We start from the raw sequence: 16,231 nt of genomic DNA on the forward strand, positions 1-16,231 counted from the left end.
TCTACTCCGCCGCGTGGCGCACCTGCACCCGGTCGGCGCCGAGGTTTCCGTCGGGATCGGGATAGCGGTAGACATTGCCCTCGAAGTTGCGCAGCAGGAGATCGCTGCCTTGCCGGCCGACGAGATAGTCGGGGAGAAGCGGGATCTTGCCGCCGCCGCCCGGCGCATCGACGACGAAATGCGGGACCGCATAGCCGGTGGTGTGCCCGCGCAAGGCCTCGATGATCTCGATGCCCTTCTCGACCGGGGTGCGGAAATGCGCGGAGCCGGAGATCGGATCGCACTGATAGATGTAATAGGGCCTGACCCGGTTGACTAAGAGCCCGTGCATCAGCCGCTTCATCACCTCGACATCGTCGTTGATGCCCCGGAGCAGCACGGTCTGGCTGCCCATGGGAATGCCGTGATCAGCCAAACGATTGGCGGCGAAGGCGACTTCCGGAGTGAGCTCGGCCGGATGGGTGTAGTGCACGCTCATCCACACCCGGTAGCGCTTCAGCATCTTGGCCAAGGACGGGGTCACGCGCTGCGGCAGCACCACCGGCACCTTGGAACCGACCCGGAGGAACTCGATATGCGGAATCTGCCGGAGCCGCGACAGCAGCCACTCCAGCCGATCGTCGGAGAGGGTAAGCGGATCGCCGCCGGAGAGCAGCACGTCGCGCACCGTCGGCGTCGCTTTCAGATAGTCGAGCGCCTTCTCCCACTCGCCGTAGCTGAAGTGGTATTCGCCGCCGGCCTCGCCGACCATGCGGCTCCTGGTGCAGTAGCGGCAATAGGTCGAGCAGAACCCGGTGGTCAGGAACAGCACCCGGTCGGGATAGCGATGCACCAGGCCCGGAACCGCCGCGTCGTGGTCCTCGTTCAAGGGATCGTCGGCTTCGCCCGGAAGCTTGAGGTACTCCTCGCCGACCGGCACATGGGTGCGCCGCAAGGGTTCGTTCGGATCGTCCTCGGAGAACAGGCTGAGATAGTAGGGCGTGATGCCGACCGGCAGCGAGCCGGTGTGGCGCTCTATGGCGCTCCGCTCGTCCGCCGACAGCTGCAAGATCCGCTCGAGTGCTGCCAGCGTACGGATGCGATTGCGCGTCTGCCAGCGCCAGTCATTCCAGTCGGAGAGCGTCGCCTCGGAGAAGAAGCGTTTGCGAAACGCATTGCTGTGCTCGCCCACCGGAAATTTTGGAATGTAGTGCGGGCGCCTTTTCTCGGGCGTGCGGCGAGCGCCCCTGGTCAGGAGTTCGCGCGTGAAGGCTGCTACAGCCGAGGCATCGCCCTGGCTGTCGCAACCGCGCGTGCTGATCGTACTCGGAGGGTGGTCGGATTCGCTCGGCATCGGTGGCTCACTCTGGAAGGAAGTCGGTTCAGGTCAAGCTTGCCGGGGGCAACGTTGCCAAGGTCTCGCGTCCAGCCCTGTTGGAACCCCCCTTGGTTCCCGATCCGACCTTCCGAACCACACGCTCACCGATTGATAGCAACGGACAGGGTCGACTAAGTCCTTGGCGCCACCGCCAAGATTTTCGCTACTTAGTCCAGGTCCCGGGATTTGTAAAGGTTTCATTGCGGGATTTGTTTGGCTGGCGCTGGGTAATTATTCGGCGGGCTATGTGAAATACATGGCAAACTGCGGTGCATTGGCGCATTTATCAGCACGGAGAGGCAATAGAACAACGAAATATCGGTCGAACATTGCGCGCCTAGGGCAAGTATAAGTGCCGGAAGATTTCTTCTGCCCTGGGTTACCTGTCGTCCGTAGACGGATATTGTCGTCGTAGGTGACGCTTGCGTCTTTGATCCAATGAACCCAGCCGAATACAGGATTACGGCCGTGCTCCGGCCGGGCGCATGCCGGCGCTCATCTCGGTCTCTTCAGTAATCGAGGCCGGCCGGTAAAAAGATCGAATCGAGGCCGCGGGGCGTTTTAAAGAAAAGAAAGCCTCCCGCAGGGAAGAGGGGTCCCAAGGGGCCGCCCCGCCGCCAATGTTCGAAGCGGGCTCGATCCCAGCTCGTTTGCGTCTTTCTTCGCCGCCCCGCTGGGGCATAGCCGACGAGCGATGAGTTCCTATAGTGTCCTCGCCGCAAAGAATGGAAGGGGCTTCGGGAATGCCTGCGATCATCGAGAATTGGCGCATCGAAAAGCCGGAAATGCGCTCGCGCCACGGGCTGGTGGCAAGCCAGGCACGGCTTGGTGCGGAAGCCGGCGCTGGAATCATGGCGGCCGGTGGCAATGCCGTCGACGGGGCGGTGGCGACCGCCTTTGCGCTTGCCAGCGCCGAGCCGTGGATGAGCGGCATTGGCGGCATCGGCTTCATGGTCGTCTACATCGCCGCCGAGCGCCGCGCCTATGCCTTGGATTTCGGGCCGATCGCCGCCCGGGGCATCGATCCCGCCCGCTATCCCTTGTCCGGCAAGCCGGCGAGCGACGACCTCTTCGGCTGGCCCGGCGTCATCGAGGACCGCAATGTCCGCGGCTACGAGTCGATCGCGGTCCCCGGCTCCGTCGATGGCCTGGGTCTCGCCCATGAGCGCTTCGGCAAGCTTGCCTGGTCGGAGCTGCTGCAGCCGGCGATCAAGCTCGCCGAAGCCGGACACCGGGTCGACTGGTGGTCGACGCTCAACATCAGCGCCGAAGCCCATGACCTCAAGGACGACCGCAACGCCGCCGCCGTCTACCTGCCGAACGGCTTGCCGCCGATCACCCTCGATGCGGCCAAGCCGAAGCGCCTCTCGCTTGGTGCGCTGCCGGCGACCTTGAAGCGGCTCGCCGGCGCCGGACGGCGCGACTTCTACGAAGGCGAGATCGCCGGGAAGCTGGCGGCCGACCTCGCCCGCGGCGGCTCCAAGATCGCGCTCGCCGATCTCGCCGCCTACCGCGCCACGCTGCATGACGCGGTCGAGATCCCTTACGGCAAGGCGACGCTCAACGTGCCGCCCGGCTTGAATGCCGCCCCGACCCTGGCATTCGCCTTGAAGCAGTTGCCCAAGAACCTTGCCGCCGGCGACAAGCGCCCCGGGCCCAAGGCCTTCCTCGCCTATGCCAAAGCGCTGGCCGAAGCCTACCGCGTCCGGTTGGAGAGCATGGGTGCGGATGGCGACAAGGCCGGCAAGGGCACCACCACGCATCTCTCGGTGGTCGATCGCGACGGCAACATGGTCTCGCTCACCAATACGTTGCTGTCGCGCTTCGGCAGCCGCGCGGTGCTGCCGGAGACCGGCATCCTCATGAACAACGGCATGATGTGGTTCGATCCGGCACCCGGCAAACCCAACTCGATCGGCCCCGGCAAGCGACCGCTGACCAACATGTGTCCCCTCATCGCCAGCCGCGACGGGGCTCCTTGGTTTGCCATCGGCGGCTCGGGCGGGCGGAAGATCCTGCCGGCGGTCATGCAGGTCGCCTCGTTCCTGGTGGATTTCGGCATGGGTCTCGGCGAGGCGTTCCATCATCCCCGCATCGATGTGAGCGCGCCCGATAGCGGCACCATGGATCAACGGCTGCCGCCCGAGATCAAATCCGCTCTCAGCGCCGCCTTGCCCATGAGCGAGGTCGAGGCAACCGTGCTCCCCGGCAACTTCGCCAACCCGATCGCGGTCCTGCGCGAGGCCAATGGCGAGAATGTCGGCATGACCCAGGTGACCTTGCCGGCGGCGACAGTGGCGGCGGCGGGATGAGTGTTAGGGCGTGGCCTCATTGACGCGCATGCCAAAACGACGGGGTTCAACGGCAAAGCGGACATATATGCGCGGAGTCGCGCAACTTCGCAGATTGACCAGAAGCGGAAATATGGAGTCGCTCATTCTTGACGTTAGTGTCTGTTCGCCACGATTCGCCGGATAGGTCTGTGCGCTTGTGAATGTATGGAAGGCGCGTTGAGGTACGTCACTGCGGAGCTTCGTAGCTCCCCGCCACCCCGAAACCGTTCTATCGCGGAGTTGCGTTCAGATGCCGTGTATTTACGCGTCACGCCCGCGCGTTCGGATCGCCATCGAACTCGAGGACCATGTGAAAAACCAGGAGTTCATTTCGCGCTGTGATCGCAGCAGCGTATGGAATGCGGCAAAAAAGCGTCTCATCCGTTGATGCGCGCACGCGATGCTTGAACGTTGCAATCGGCGGCGTAGCGGCCTTCAAGGCGTTGTCGATTTTTGCCAGCCAGCTTTCCCGGTCATCGGAAATCGTATAGGCGAGCATTCCGCCAATCTCATGATCAGTGTAGGGCTCGGCCGGGTCCGAAAAGCGCTTGAGGCCGTCGCGCGACAAATATGACGCCGGAATATCTCGGTCACGAAGAATGATCTTCGCTTCGACGCGCAAGTCCAAAATGTCTGAGCCTGTCCGGTAAAACCGAATGTCCGTTGGCTTCGATCGTTTGCCAATGCCCTTCTTCTTACGGCGTGGCGTCTCCAAAGAGACTTGCAATGTATCGAGGTTGGACAAGCTTGCGTCTGAAGGAATGATCTTTAAGATAATGTCTTCCTTCACTTGTTCCATTTCTTCCCAGAGTGCTTCCGAGAGAGCCTCTTCCGCTGGAACACGAACTGACTTTCCATTCAGCTTGGCGCGCTTGTTGCGCCACCATCCGTCAAGCTGCGTAAGCCGCTGCTGGCTTTCGGTGGTTCGAATCCGGCGCTCGGCTTCTTGCAGCAGCACGATCGCTTGGCGAAGCGTGTGTTCCCACACGAGAGCCCGTGCGACTCCGCGGGGTCCGGGAACGTTAGCCGTAAAAAAACCCGAGAACATGCTACACAGCCGCCCCTAAGCGCAGAACCTCTTCGGAAATCTCTCTGGCGTCCGCGTAGGCCTGCTCCACCGTCCAGGCGACACGGGTCCAAGGCTTCGTGACCACGACCCGCGATGCGACTGCGTCGAAGATAATCCGTGCGTGAGGGCTGAAACCAATCCCGGCGCTGACGCTTCCGGGTGCCGCTAACGCGGCGTACTGGGTGTCCGTCCCGCTCCGCCCGATACGAATATCTATGACTGCGAAGTGTTCAAGATCGCTGGGTTGTCTTACGGAGTGGTCGAACTGCGCGCCATCGCCAAATTGCTGGGCGAGATGTCCAAACAGCATGGATTGGTAACGTCGGATGGCAGCCGCATTGGGAGGATTGAGCCCCGCATGCGGGACTTGGGAGTCTTCATAGCCTTGCCTAAACTCTGTGTACTCTTGGACCGACTGCACAAACCCGTCGTCCAGCCCAACCCTACTGGCGAAGAGTCGCGTGATCGCATCTTCATTTAGCTCAACCAGGCTTCGAAGATCACCATCCTCGATGTCGGTAAACGGGAATGGAATGCTTTCGAGATCGTGCTTTTCAAGACGCGTGCGATCGAGGAGCCGGGTCTTTCCGAACAACGCGAACAGATAGCGAGCGACATCTGAGTTGAGGTAACGCACAATTCCTCGCATCCCGGCAATTGCCACACCGCGCTGGTTCAATGGCGAGAGCGCGTAGACAGCATTGAAGGTCGATGCGAACGCAATAGGCTCCGCGATGAAGGTGATTTCGTTCATATGCCGCGGGATGAAGACGATATTTCCACCGAACAGGCCGGCGAACGACCCGCTGAGCCGGCTGTTTCTCACTCGCTGATGCGGATAGTTCGCGAAACCCAAGTCGCCCATGCCCAGCCGCTGCTGGTAGTCACCGCTTCGCAACAGCAGGTCGCTTGGCAGATCGGTCTGCGAAGCGCTTCCCCCGCGGCCCATCGCGAGATTTGACGCCTTTAAAAAATCACCAAAGCTTCGCTTGAATCGGCGAGACCACAGAGCGAGGTGATTCACAAAGCGTCGATCGATTGGTCGGAGCATAAGCGCCCAGAACCAGCCTTCCGGCAGCCGCGTCAAATCCCGAAGCTTGTAGGTTTCAACGTCAAGCTCAGATACAATGATTGACCACAAATGGCCATGCTCGCCGATCGGCTGCGAGGTGAGCAATGGCGAATAGACCCATACGGGATTAAGCGCTTCCGGCTCGCGGTTTTCCGCGAAGATCGCAAGCGTCGGACTGCGGGCGCCCGAGAACAGCCGATAGCGAAAGTGTGACAGGTTGGCCAAGCCGACAATCTTGCACCGCTCGGCCAACGCGTTTGGAAAGGCTCTTGCCGTCGGCGCCACAAAGCTGCGGGTCGAGACAAGCAGCCCCATTACGCCGTTCTTTTGCACGAGTTCGCGCTGCACCTTCCACACGAACAGTTCGGAAATGCGCTTGTTTGTGACAGGATACTTTTCACGATCCAGGGAGTTGTAATACTCAATCGTCGGAAGCAGTGCTTCGCGCCGGCGCTTCTCCACGATGGCGCTCCGCGGTCGATTTGTGCGATCGGTGTTGTCGCCAAAGGTACCCCACGGCGGGTTTCCGACGACATGAGTGAATTGACCTAGGTGCGCGAGGTCCTTTTCCTTCAGTGAAAACACATCGCAATCCACGACATTGGCGGTCAGCGTTGGAAACACGCTCTGACCGCGTGCGAGCTGTCGCAGTTCTTTGATGGACACATTCTCGACGTAATCGAGCAACGTCAAATAAAGGCTGAACCGCGCTACGTTTGCCGCTTGGCCGTTACGCTCGATTCCGAAGACGGCGCTCTCGAGGAGGTGGCGCCCCTTTTTAAACTCCGTGGAGGTCCAGCGTTTGCGCGGGATCGCCCGTTCGAGAATGCGTCGATACGCCCCGACTAGAAAAATGCCTGAGCCTGCGGCAGGATCGATGACTCGACTGCGCGCGGTAAACGAACGGATATGATCCACCTCGTCGAGAACATAATCGACGAGGAACGGCGGCGTGTAAAACGCACCCTCATCGTCCTTGGCTCCCGGCGCTTCAATAAAGAGAAACAGTTCGTAAATCGCCGAAATCGTTTCCGTACGGAGCGTGGCGAATGAGACGTCCAGGAATCCGAGCTGCCGTGCGTCGCTGTGCAGCACGTCGCCATGTCGGATGGCGCGGCGCACGAGATGCAGGGCATCGGCAGGGACTGCGCGTCGGTCCGCTGCGTTGACGGGAAATATGGCGCCATTGAGCATGTTATCGATCTGATCGAAGAGCGACCATACTTCGCGCGCAGGCCATGCGTGATCAGTAGTGTCGATGCTGCCATCGTCCCGGATCGAGTTCGTAATCTGCGCGCAGAGTTGGTTACCGCTATCGTCTTTCAGACCGCGAATCCAGTTGCGATCGATGATGCCGCGGTCCAACAGCACGAAGAAGTAGATGAACCGGCCGATTAGCGAGTTCACCAAAATCGGGCGGTCACGCAACGCCGCGTGCCGCGTTCGCACCGTCTCATTTAGCGAGGCAATTGCCTTCAGAAGCGCGGTATCAACCCGATCGGAACGATCAGCCGCAAAGTCACGCCATACGATTGAGCTCGACAGCGCAATCGCGGTCAGGGAGCGGAGTTGGACTGGGAGATCGGCCGTGCCACTGAGCTTGCTCCACGCGACCGTCATCGACTGGGGCATCGGCGGCGTCAGACTCTTGCGTATCTGCAGGCCGGTTGGCGTGGCAATGAGCAAGATGGGCACGACGCCCTGACTCCAAACCAGACGATGCAAGGCGTTCGCACCCGCATCATCCGCGGCACAGGCCAGATACACGACGGGCGAAAATCTCGCTTCGCGGACGCGTTGCGACGGGAAGCCGAATACCGCGTGGATGCCAATGGTCTCGAAGGCCTGGCGAACGACATGCCGGTTTGTGGCGGCCTTGTAGTCCCCCCAGCGCCGGACGAGGCCACGGCTCTCGTCCAATCCCAGGGCAGCGATGACGGCATCGATGCGCTTGATCAGCTCGGGTGGCACTGGCGGTCGTAGCTTCGGCATAGTCCCTGCTCGGGTGGTGGGAACCTCCGCCCGGTCCGCGGTCCTAATGAATGCCTGCAAACTTCTGATAAGTCATTATGAATCATCAGGAATTTGCTTCGAGGCTTAATTGTTCAGGTTGCTCAGGGGGTTACGGCCAAATACCGCTCTTCCCCACTTGTGCGACATGAGCCAGAGTTGTAGAACAAAATAGGAACAAAGAGCAAGACATGTAATGCGTCAGCAGCCCTTTGCCTTCACCCCCCAATTCGCACGGATACGGCATGCCATCTCCAACCGTGGGCACGACCAGATGCGGCCGTCCCCGACGGTGCCGAGCGATAGCGAGGCGGGTGAGGGTCGTCGACGGCGAGAACTAACCCCGCCCGAGGCAGTCGGCGAGCGCCTGATCCAGGATCGAAAGGCCGGTGTCGATTTCGTCCTTGGCCACGGTGAGCGGCGGGGCGATGCGCCAGACAGCACCCATGGCCGGCAGCGAGACGATGTTCATCGACAGGCCGAGCTCGAGGCAGCGGCGCGTGATCCTGGTCCCCATCGCGCTGTCCGGCTCGCGGCGCTCGCGGTCCTTCACCAGCTCGACGCCCAACAGCAGTCCGCGGCCGCGGACGTCGCCGATGACCTCGTAGCGCTGCTGCAGCGCCAGCAATCCCGCCTTGAGATAGTCGCCGAGCGCGGCCGCCCGCTCGGCCAGATGCTCGGCCGCCAGCACCCGGAGAACGGCGAGGCCCACTTCGGCCGGCAAGGGATCGGAGAGGTGCGAGGTATAGAAGAGGAAGCCCTTGCGGTGGCATTCCTCCTCGATCGCGGCCGAGGTCACCGTGGCCGCCAGCGGCAGTCCGCCGCCCAACGTCTTCGACAGAGTCAGGATGTCCGGAGCGGCGCCGGTTTGCTCGAAGGCGAAATTGGCGCCGACGCGCCCGAAGGCCGTCTGCGCCTCGTCCATGATCAAGAGCATGCCGCGCTCGTGGGCGAGGCGCGTGAGCTTGGCGAAATAACCCTCCGGCGGCACGATCATGCCGCCCGAGGAAAGAATCGGCTCGGCCAGCACGGCGGCCGGCGCGCCGACCGACTGGCTGTCGTATTGGCTGAAGCCGATGTCGAGACAGGTGGTGTCGCAGCTTCCGGCGCAGTGCTGGACCGGACAACGATAGGCATAGGGTGCCGGAATGGCGAAGGTGCCGGGCATGGTCGGCCCGTAACCTCGGCGTCCGGCCATGTAGGTGGAGGCACCGGCACCGGCGGTCATGCCGTGCCAGGAGCCGGTCAAGCCCACGACCTCGAAGCCGCCGGTCTTCAGCTTGGCGATGCGCAGCGCCGCTTCATTGGCCTCGCCGCCGGTCGACAGGAACATGGATTTCTGCAGTTCGGGCGGCAAGAGGCGGCCGAGGCTCGCGGCGAGCTCGACCACGGGCGGCGACAGCATGCCGGAGAAGAGGTGGATCGCCTCGCGGCATGCCTTCTCGATGGCGGTCACGATCTCGGGGTGGTTGTGCCCGAGGCTGGCGCACATCTGGCCCGAGGTGAAGTCGAGGATCGGGCGATCGTCGAGATCATAGACATAGGAGCCCTGGGCGCGACCGATCATGACCGGGGCGAAGCTGCCGCCGTAGCGGATCAGGTGCTGGTCCACCTGACGCCAGAGCTCGGCGTGGGGATCCTTCCGAGGCGCGGTCGCGGTCATGGCGGCTCCGGTCGCATCATGCGAGGCGGCCGCCAAGCCTGTCTGATCGGACCGGCCTGGCGGCGGCGTCCTCTTCAGATCGCGGCGATGCCGCCGATCTCGACCAGGTGCTTCGGCGTGGCGAGCGGTGCCCCCACGGTGGCTCGCCCCGGCGTGTTGTTCTTGGGAACCCACTTGTCGTAGACGCTGTTCATGTCGGCGAAATAGCGCATGTCGCTGAGCCAGATCTGTACGGTGAGCATCTTGCGCTTGGAAGTGCCGGCCTCCTTCAGGAGCCGGTCGATCTTCGCCAGGATCTGCTTCGTTTGTCCGATCGCATCTTGCCTCAGATCATCGGCCGTCTGGCCGGCGAGATAGACGATGCCATTGTGAACCGAGGCGCCCGAGAGGCGCGGCCCCGGTGCCAGTCGCTTGATCGCCATGAAGTCCCCCGATTGTGGCTGGGAGTTGAGAGGGTCCGGAGTATGCCCAAGCTCGGTCTGGGATGCGAGCGCGACGGCGGCGCCGGCCTTGCTTGACCGGACCGGCGTCGGCCGATAGCGTCCGGCCGCGATGTCCGCCACGACAGACCAAACTCTGCCGCTCTCCGGCATCAAGGTCCTCGACTTCTCCACCCTGCTCCCCGGTCCGCTTGCGAGCTTGATCCTCGCCGAGGCGGGGGCCGAGGTGGTGAAGATCGAACGCCCCGAGAGCGGCGACGCCATGCGCGCCTATCCGCCCCTTGCCGGAACCGATAGCGTGAGCTTCGCGCTCCTCAACCGCGGCAAGCGCAGCCTTGCGCTCGACTTGAAGCGGCCCGGCGATCTGGAACGTCTCGCCCCGCTCATCGCCGAGGCGGATGTGCTGATCGAGCAGTTTCGCCCGGGTGTCATGGAGCGCCTCGGCTTGGGCTATGGCGCGCTCAAGGAGCGCCACAAGCGCCTCATCTATTGCTCGATCACCGGCAGAGGCCAGGACGGTCCGAAGTCGGGCGAGGTCGGGCACGATCTGACCTATATGGCCGAGGCGGGTCTGTTGTCGCTCGCCGCCGATCCGGAGCGCGGACCCTGCATGCCGCCGGTCTTGGTGGCCGACATCGCCGGCGGTACCTATCCCGCCGTCATCAACATTCTGCTGGCGCTTCGCCGGCGCGATGCAAGCGGCGAAGGCTGCCATCTCGACATCGCCATGACCGAGCAGGTCCTGACCTTCGCCTTCGCTGAGCTGGCCGAGCTGTGGGCGACCGGCAAGGCGCCGCAAGGGGCCGCCGGCCTGTTGACCGGCGGCTCGCCCCGCTACCGGATCTATCCGACGGCCGACGGGCGGTACCTCGCGGTGGCGGCGCTCGAGGACAAGTTCTGGCGCCGCTTCGCCGAGCTCATCCAGCTGCCCGAGCCGCTCCGCGACGACTCCCGCGACCCCAAGGCGACGATGGATGCGGTGGGCCGTCGCATCCTTGCCCAACCTTCCGCCCACTGGCGGAGGGTCTTTTCCGGCGAGGATGTGAGCTCAGCCGTAGTGGTTAGCCTGGAGGAGGCGGTCGCCGATCAGCAGCTCGCCTGGCGCCGCGTCTTCGAAGCGAAGCTGAGCCTTTCCGGCGGCTCGGTGCCGGCCCTGCCGGTGCCGGTGGTGGCGCCGCTGCGCCGCGCCCCCGGCACCGCTGCCGCGCCCGCCTTGGCGGAGTGGGCTCCCACATGGGCCGGGTGGGCATGAGGGAGCTAGCCAAATCCTTGCCGTTCGTGGGAAATGTTAGGCATCCCAAGACTATGGTAACGGCGGACGGCAACCACGCGTAAGGAATGCGAATGAGCGAGGATAAGGGCGAACCACTCGACTTGAATGCGCTCAGCGACGACGACCTCGTCCAGCAGATGCAGGAGGATCTCTATGACGGCCTCAAGGAGGAGGTGGTCGTGGGGGTGAACATCCTCTTGGGGCGCAAATGGACGCCCTATGACGTGCTGACCAAGGCCTTGGTCGAGGGCATGCGCATCGTCGGCATCGACTTTCGCGACGGCATCCTGTTCGTGCCGGAAGTGCTTCTGTCCGCCAACTCAATGAAGGCGGGAATGGCGATCTTGCGGCCGCTCCTGGCCGAGACCGGCGCGCCCAAGATCGGCAAGATGGTGGTCGGCACGGTCAAGGGCGACATCCACGACATCGGCAAGAACCTCGTCGGCATGATGCTTGAGGGTGCCGGCTTCGAGGTGATCGACCTCGGGGTCAACAATTCGGTCGAGCGCTACCTCGAGGCCTTGGAGACGCACCAGCCGGACATCCTCGGCATGTCGGCGCTGCTGACCACGACCATGCCCTATATGAAGGTGGTGATCGACACCCTCATCGAAAAAGGCATTCGCTCGGACTACATCGTATTGGTGGGCGGTGCGCCGTTGAACGAGGGCTTCGCCAAATCGATCGGCGCGGATGCCTATTGCCGCGATGCGGCGGTCGCGGTCGAGACCGCCCGGAGCTTCATGGCCAAGCGCCAGGGCTCGGTGCAGTCGAAGATGGAAGGCAAGGCTTGATGGCGGAACGAGCGGCAACGCTCCTCATCGGTTGCGGCGCCTTGGCGCCGGAAGTGCTGGCGGTCGCCAGCGGGTTTCCCGGCGCCTTCGATCTCGTCTGCCTGCCGGCGCAGTGGCACAACACGCCTGAGCGCATCGCGCCGGGGGTGCGAGCGCGGATCCGCGAAGCGCGCGCCGAGGGCTATCGGCGGATCCTCGTTCTCTACGGCGATTGCGGCAGCGGCGGCGGGCTCGATCAGGTGCTGGCGCAAGAGGGCGTGAAGCGGATCGCGGGCCCGCATTGCTACCAGTTCTACATGGGCACGGCGGCGTTCACCGAACTGGCCGAGGCGGAGCCCGGCTGTTTCTTTTTGACCGACTATCTCGCGCGCCATTTCGACCGGTTGATCATCGAGGGTCTCGGCCTCGATCGCCACCCGGAGCTGCGTGACGATTATTTTCGCCACTACACCAAGCTCGTTTATCTGGCGCAGACCGAGGATCCGGAATTGACCCGCATCGCCGCGGCCGCCGCCGACCGGCTCGAGCTCGCCTTCCAGCGCGTCTTCACCGGCTATGGCGAGCTCGGCCAGTTCATGCGCGCCCACGCCCCGGCCCCCATTCATGGCTAGAGTGCATGGCTAGCCTCACCATCGTCTACTGGCGCGACATCCCGGCCCAGGTCATCGCCAAGCGCGGCCGGGAGGCCGCCAAGGTGCAGCTCTCGGAGCGATTCGAGACCGCCATCGACCGCGCGGCGATGCGCGCCGGGCTGACCGGCACCGACGCCTATCTCGGGGAATGGCGCCGCGGCGAGGCGGCCGAGTGCGGCGAGGACCTCAAGGCCGAGGTCGACAAGGCGGCCCTCGGCCTGGAGGCGGAGTTCACCGAGGAGCGGCTGGGCCAGCTCGTGCGCGCGGGTGGCCGGGCCGAGGCATGATGCCCGAAGACGCGCTGGTCGCCTTCATGCCGTCGGGCAAGCGCGGCCGCTTCCCCTTGGGCACCTCGTTGCTGGATGCGGCAAGGGCGCTCGGCGTCGATCTCGATTCCGTGTGCGGCGGCCGCGGCATTTGCGGACGCTGCCAGGTCAGGCCGAGCTTCGGCGAGTTCGCCAAGCTGGGCGTGGTGTCGGCGAGCGACCACCTGTCCCTTCCCGCCCATGTGGAGCGCGCCTATGCCGATCGCCGCGGCCTTGGCCCGGATCGGCGGCTCGGCTGCTCGGCCACGATTTCAGGCGACGTCGTGGTCGATGTCCCGCCCGAAAGCCAGGTGCATCGCCAGCTCGTGCGCAAGCGCCCGGATGCGCGGCCGGTCGAGATCGACCCGATGATCCATCTGCACTATGTCGAGGTGCAGGAACCGGACATGCATGACCCCTCCGGCGACTTTCGCCGGCTCGCCTCGGCACTCGAGCGGGAATGGGGGATCACGGATGCCACCATCGAGCTAGGCGTGCTGGCCGGCCTGCAGAAGGCCTTGCGGCAAGGTGCCTGGAAGGTGACCGCCGCCGTGCGCGACCGTCGCGAGGTGGTGGCAGTCTGGCCCGGCTTCCGCGAGAAGGCCTATGGGCTCGCGGTCGATGTCGGCTCGACCACCATCGCGGTGCACCTGACCGATCTTTCGACCGGCGACGTAGTGGCGCAGTCCGGCGCCATGAACCCGCAGATCCGCTTCGGGGAAGACCTGATGAGCCGGGTCAGCTACGTCATGATGAATCCCGGCGGCGACGTGGCGCTGACCGAGGCGGTGCGCCAGGCGATCGACGCTCAGGTCGGGGAGACCACCGGGTCGGCCGGGCTCGCCCGTGCCGACGTGCTGGAAGCCGTCCTCGTCGGCAATCCGGTCATGCACCACCTGCTCCTCGGGCTCGATCCGACCGAGCTCGGCGGCGCGCCCTTCGCGCTCGCCCTCGACCACGGCCTGACCATGCGCGCGAGCGATCTTGGTCTTGCACTCCATCCCGGCGCCAAGGCCGTGACGCTGCCTTGCATCGCGGGCCATGTCGGCGCCGATACCGCGGCCGTCATCCTGTCGGAAGGCCCGCATCTCCAGGATGAGATGATGCTGGTGGTCGATGTCGGCACCAATGCCGAGATCGTGCTCGGCAACCGGCAGCGGCTGCTGGCCGCGTCCAGCCCGACCGGGCCCGCCTTCGAGGGGGCGCAGATCAGCTGCGGCCAGCGCGCCGCCCCGGGCGCCGTCGAGCGGGTGCGCATCGACCGGGAGACCTTGGAGCCGCGCTTCAAGGTGATCGGCGCCGATCTCTGGTCGAACGAGCCGGGATTCGCCGAGAAGACCAAGGCGACCGGCGTCACCGGCATCTGCGGTTCGGGCATCATCGAGGTGCTGGCGGAGATGTTTCTCGCGGGCGTGCTCGCCTCCGACGGCACCATCAACGGCGCCATGGCGGCGCAGAGCCCGCGCGTCATTCCTGACGGCCGCACCTTCGCTTATCTCTTGCATGCGGGTTCGCCTGCTTTGTTGATCCACCAGAACGACGTGCGCGCGATCCAGCTCGCCAAGGCCGCACTCTACGCCGGCGCCAAGCTGCTCATGGATCGCATGGGCGTGGATGCCGTCGACCGCATCGTGCTCGCCGGCGCCTTCGGCAGCCACATCGATCCCCTCTATGCGATGACGCTCGGCATGATCCCCGATTGCGAGCCCGCCCGGGTCTCGGCGGCCGGCAATGCGGCGGGCACCGGGGCTCGCATCGCTCTCGTCAACCGCGCCGCCCGGGCCGAGATCGCCGAGGTCGTGCGCCGGGTCGAGAAGGTGGAGACCGCAATCGAGCCGATGTTCCAGGCGCATTTCGTCGAAGCCATGGCGCTGCCGCACAAGACCGCACCCTATCCGCGGCTCCGCCGGGTCATGACCTTGCCCGAGCCCATGGAGCCGGCCGAGCGCGGCGGCCGCCGGCGCCGGCGGCAAGGCTCATAATCGACACTCTTATCCGGAGGCAGCATGACAGCGGTCGGTGATTTTGCGCGTGACTATGCCGAGGCGCGCCAGATGTTCCGCGCATCGGCCAAGGCGGTGGGTGCCAGGCTCAAGACCTACAAGAATCCGAATGTCGCCGGTCCCAAGGGCGAGGAGCTGACGACCGACGTGGCGCTCCTGGGCAAGCCCGATGCCGGCCGCGTTCTCTACACCCAGTCGGCGACCCATGGCGTGGAGGGCTTCTGCGGCTCCGGCTGCCAGGTCGGCTGGCTTCGCTCCGGTGCCGCCGCCAGCCTGCCCGAGGATGTGGCCGTGGCGATGGTGCACGCGATCAACCCCTATGGCTTCGCCTGGCTCCGCCGCGTGACCGAGGACAACGTCGACCTCAATCGCAATTGCATCGACCACAATGGCGAGCGGCCGCAGAATCCCGACTATGCGCCGTTGCATGCTCACCTCGTGCCGGAGAGCTGGAGTGCCGAGACTCTGGCCAAGGCCGATGCAGCCCTGGTGGCCTACCGCGAGACGCATGGGGCCGCGCAGTTCCAGATCGCCGTCTCCTCGGGCCAATACGATCACGCCGACGGGCTCTTCTTCGGCGGGGTGGCGCCCACCTGGTCGAATCTGACCATGCGCCAGATCGTGGGCGAGCATCTGGGCAAGGCGCGCCACGTCGCCTCGGTCGATTTCCACACCGGGCTCGGTCCTTATGCCTATGGCGAGCCGATCGCGCCTTACCTGCCGGACTCACGGGAGTACAAAGAGGCGGTCGGCTGGTATGGCGACTCGGTCGCCTCGCCGTTTGCCGGCAACTCCACCTCGGTGCATGGCGTGCGCATGAAGGGCAGCATCCACGATGCCATCCGCGATTCCGCACCCCAGGCCCGGCACCTGCATATCGCCATCGAATACGGCACCATGCCGTCCGACTACGTCATGCGCTCGCTCCGGGCCGACAACTGGCTGCATCTCCGCGGCGATCCCCAGAGCCAGCAAGGCCGCGAGATCAAGGCGATGATCAGGAACGCCTTCTACCGCGACGAGGACGACTGGAAGGAGCTGGTGAGTCTCCGCGCGCAGCTCCTGATGGGCCGGGCGATCAAAGGGTTGCAACGGGCGCAATAGCCGTTCGCCCCCACCCCAACCCTCCCCCACGCTAACCGATCTTCGCGGATTCGACCCTGCTGTTGGGATTTTTGTGCCTGTAAGGGGTTGATCTGGCACAGGCTGGGTATGGCGAAACGGCTGTAGTGCAGACCAAGGCTGTTTCCTTGGAGCGCAATCTGCCGATAATGCCCGGC

The 16,231-nt window shown here is 64.2% G+C and carries 12 protein-coding genes; 7 read left to right on the forward strand and 5 right to left on the reverse strand.

Annotated features, from left to right (window positions below; all coding sequences use genetic code 11):
• Window position 1: 1 nt before the first annotated feature.
• The gene (locus HY058_17830; GenBank protein MBI3499158.1) at window positions 2-1,333 is read right to left on the reverse strand and encodes a KamA family radical SAM protein; all 1,332 of its coding nucleotides are present in this window, start codon (window positions 1,331-1,333) and stop codon (window positions 2-4) included.
• A 767-nt stretch (window positions 1,334-2,100) separates the two neighbouring features.
• On the opposite strand from HY058_17830, the gene HY058_17835 reads away from it, so the two are divergent.
• Window positions 2,101-3,669: a gamma-glutamyltransferase gene (locus tag HY058_17835; protein MBI3499159.1), complete on the forward strand. Its 1,569-nt coding sequence runs from the start codon at window positions 2,101-2,103 to the stop codon at window positions 3,667-3,669.
• 289 nt (window positions 3,670-3,958) lie between these two features.
• Here HY058_17835 and HY058_17840 read toward each other — a convergent pair whose 3' ends face one another.
• The 4 genes from HY058_17840 to HY058_17855 all read right to left on the reverse strand — a co-directional run bounded on the left by HY058_17840 (window position 3,959) and on the right by HY058_17855 (window position 9,926).
• Window positions 3,959-4,648, reverse strand: coding sequence for a hypothetical protein (locus HY058_17840; protein MBI3499160.1), 690 nt, complete (start codon window positions 4,646-4,648; stop codon window positions 3,959-3,961).
• A gap of 91 nt (window positions 4,649-4,739) precedes the next feature.
• Entirely contained in the window at window positions 4,740-7,823 is a 3,084-nt protein-coding gene (locus HY058_17845) for an N-6 DNA methylase (protein ID MBI3499161.1), read from the reverse strand.
• Window positions 7,824-8,178: 355 nt separating this feature from the next.
• Window positions 8,179-9,504: an aspartate aminotransferase family protein gene (locus HY058_17850; GenBank protein ID MBI3499162.1), complete on the reverse strand. Its 1,326-nt coding sequence runs from the start codon at window positions 9,502-9,504 to the stop codon at window positions 8,179-8,181.
• Between the two features lie 74 nt (window positions 9,505-9,578).
• Window positions 9,579-9,926, reverse strand: coding sequence for a RidA family protein (locus HY058_17855; GenBank protein ID MBI3499163.1), 348 nt, complete (start codon window positions 9,924-9,926; stop codon window positions 9,579-9,581).
• Between the two features lie 130 nt (window positions 9,927-10,056).
• Here HY058_17855 and HY058_17860 point away from each other — a divergent pair, with 130 nt between their 5' ends.
• From HY058_17860 to HY058_17885, 6 genes are all read left to right on the forward strand, one after another.
• A complete protein-coding gene (locus HY058_17860) occupies window positions 10,057-11,196 on the forward strand; it encodes a CoA transferase (protein MBI3499164.1) in 1,140 nt (379 codons plus the stop codon).
• A gap of 92 nt (window positions 11,197-11,288) precedes the next feature.
• Complete coding sequence (locus HY058_17865; protein ID MBI3499165.1) at window positions 11,289-12,011, forward strand: cobalamin B12-binding domain-containing protein; 723 nt, start codon at window positions 11,289-11,291, stop codon at window positions 12,009-12,011.
• Window positions 12,011-12,622: a DUF1638 domain-containing protein gene (locus HY058_17870; protein MBI3499166.1), complete on the forward strand. Its 612-nt coding sequence runs from the start codon at window positions 12,011-12,013 to the stop codon at window positions 12,620-12,622. The genes HY058_17865 and HY058_17870 overlap by 1 nt, the downstream gene beginning before the upstream one ends.
• 5 nt (window positions 12,623-12,627) lie before the next feature.
• Window positions 12,628-12,930 (forward strand): virulence factor, encoded by a 303-nt coding sequence (locus HY058_17875; GenBank protein MBI3499167.1) that lies wholly within the window; start codon window positions 12,628-12,630, stop codon window positions 12,928-12,930.
• On the forward strand, window positions 12,930-14,930 hold the full coding sequence (locus HY058_17880; protein ID MBI3499168.1) for a DUF4445 domain-containing protein: 2,001 nt from the start codon (window positions 12,930-12,932) through the stop codon (window positions 14,928-14,930). Before HY058_17875 ends, HY058_17880 begins: the two co-directional genes overlap by 1 nt.
• A gap of 24 nt (window positions 14,931-14,954) precedes the next feature.
• Complete coding sequence (locus tag HY058_17885) at window positions 14,955-16,055, forward strand: DUF2817 domain-containing protein (GenBank protein ID MBI3499169.1); 1,101 nt, start codon at window positions 14,955-14,957, stop codon at window positions 16,053-16,055.
• Window positions 16,056-16,231 lie beyond the last annotated feature (176 nt).

The organism is Pseudomonadota bacterium, assembly GCA_016195085.1.
Lineage (GTDB): Bacteria > Pseudomonadota > Alphaproteobacteria > SHVZ01 > SHVZ01 > JACQAG01.

What these genes read in the sequence shown, in the direction of transcription:
- HY058_17830 (MBI3499158.1), bottom strand. Translation starts at nt 1,333, where the DNA reads ATGCCGAGCGAATCCGACCACCCTCCGAGTACGATCAGCACGCGCGGT.
- HY058_17835 (MBI3499159.1), top strand. Translation starts at nt 2,101, where the DNA reads ATGCCTGCGATCATCGAGAATTGGCGCATCGAAAAGCCGGAAATGCGC.
- HY058_17845 (MBI3499161.1), bottom strand. Translation starts at nt 7,823, where the DNA reads ATGCCGAAGCTACGACCGCCAGTGCCACCCGAGCTGATCAAGCGCATC.
- HY058_17850 (MBI3499162.1), bottom strand. Translation starts at nt 9,504, where the DNA reads ATGACCGCGACCGCGCCTCGGAAGGATCCCCACGCCGAGCTCTGGCGT.
- HY058_17855 (MBI3499163.1), bottom strand. Translation starts at nt 9,926, where the DNA reads ATGGCGATCAAGCGACTGGCACCGGGGCCGCGCCTCTCGGGCGCCTCG.
- HY058_17860 (MBI3499164.1), top strand. Translation starts at nt 10,057, where the DNA reads ATGTCCGCCACGACAGACCAAACTCTGCCGCTCTCCGGCATCAAGGTC.
- HY058_17865 (MBI3499165.1), top strand. Translation starts at nt 11,289, where the DNA reads ATGAGCGAGGATAAGGGCGAACCACTCGACTTGAATGCGCTCAGCGAC.
- HY058_17870 (MBI3499166.1), top strand. Translation starts at nt 12,011, where the DNA reads ATGGCGGAACGAGCGGCAACGCTCCTCATCGGTTGCGGCGCCTTGGCG.
- HY058_17875 (MBI3499167.1), top strand. Translation starts at nt 12,628, where the DNA reads ATGGCTAGCCTCACCATCGTCTACTGGCGCGACATCCCGGCCCAGGTC.
- HY058_17880 (MBI3499168.1), top strand. Translation starts at nt 12,930, where the DNA reads ATGCCCGAAGACGCGCTGGTCGCCTTCATGCCGTCGGGCAAGCGCGGC.
- HY058_17885 (MBI3499169.1), top strand. Translation starts at nt 14,955, where the DNA reads ATGACAGCGGTCGGTGATTTTGCGCGTGACTATGCCGAGGCGCGCCAG.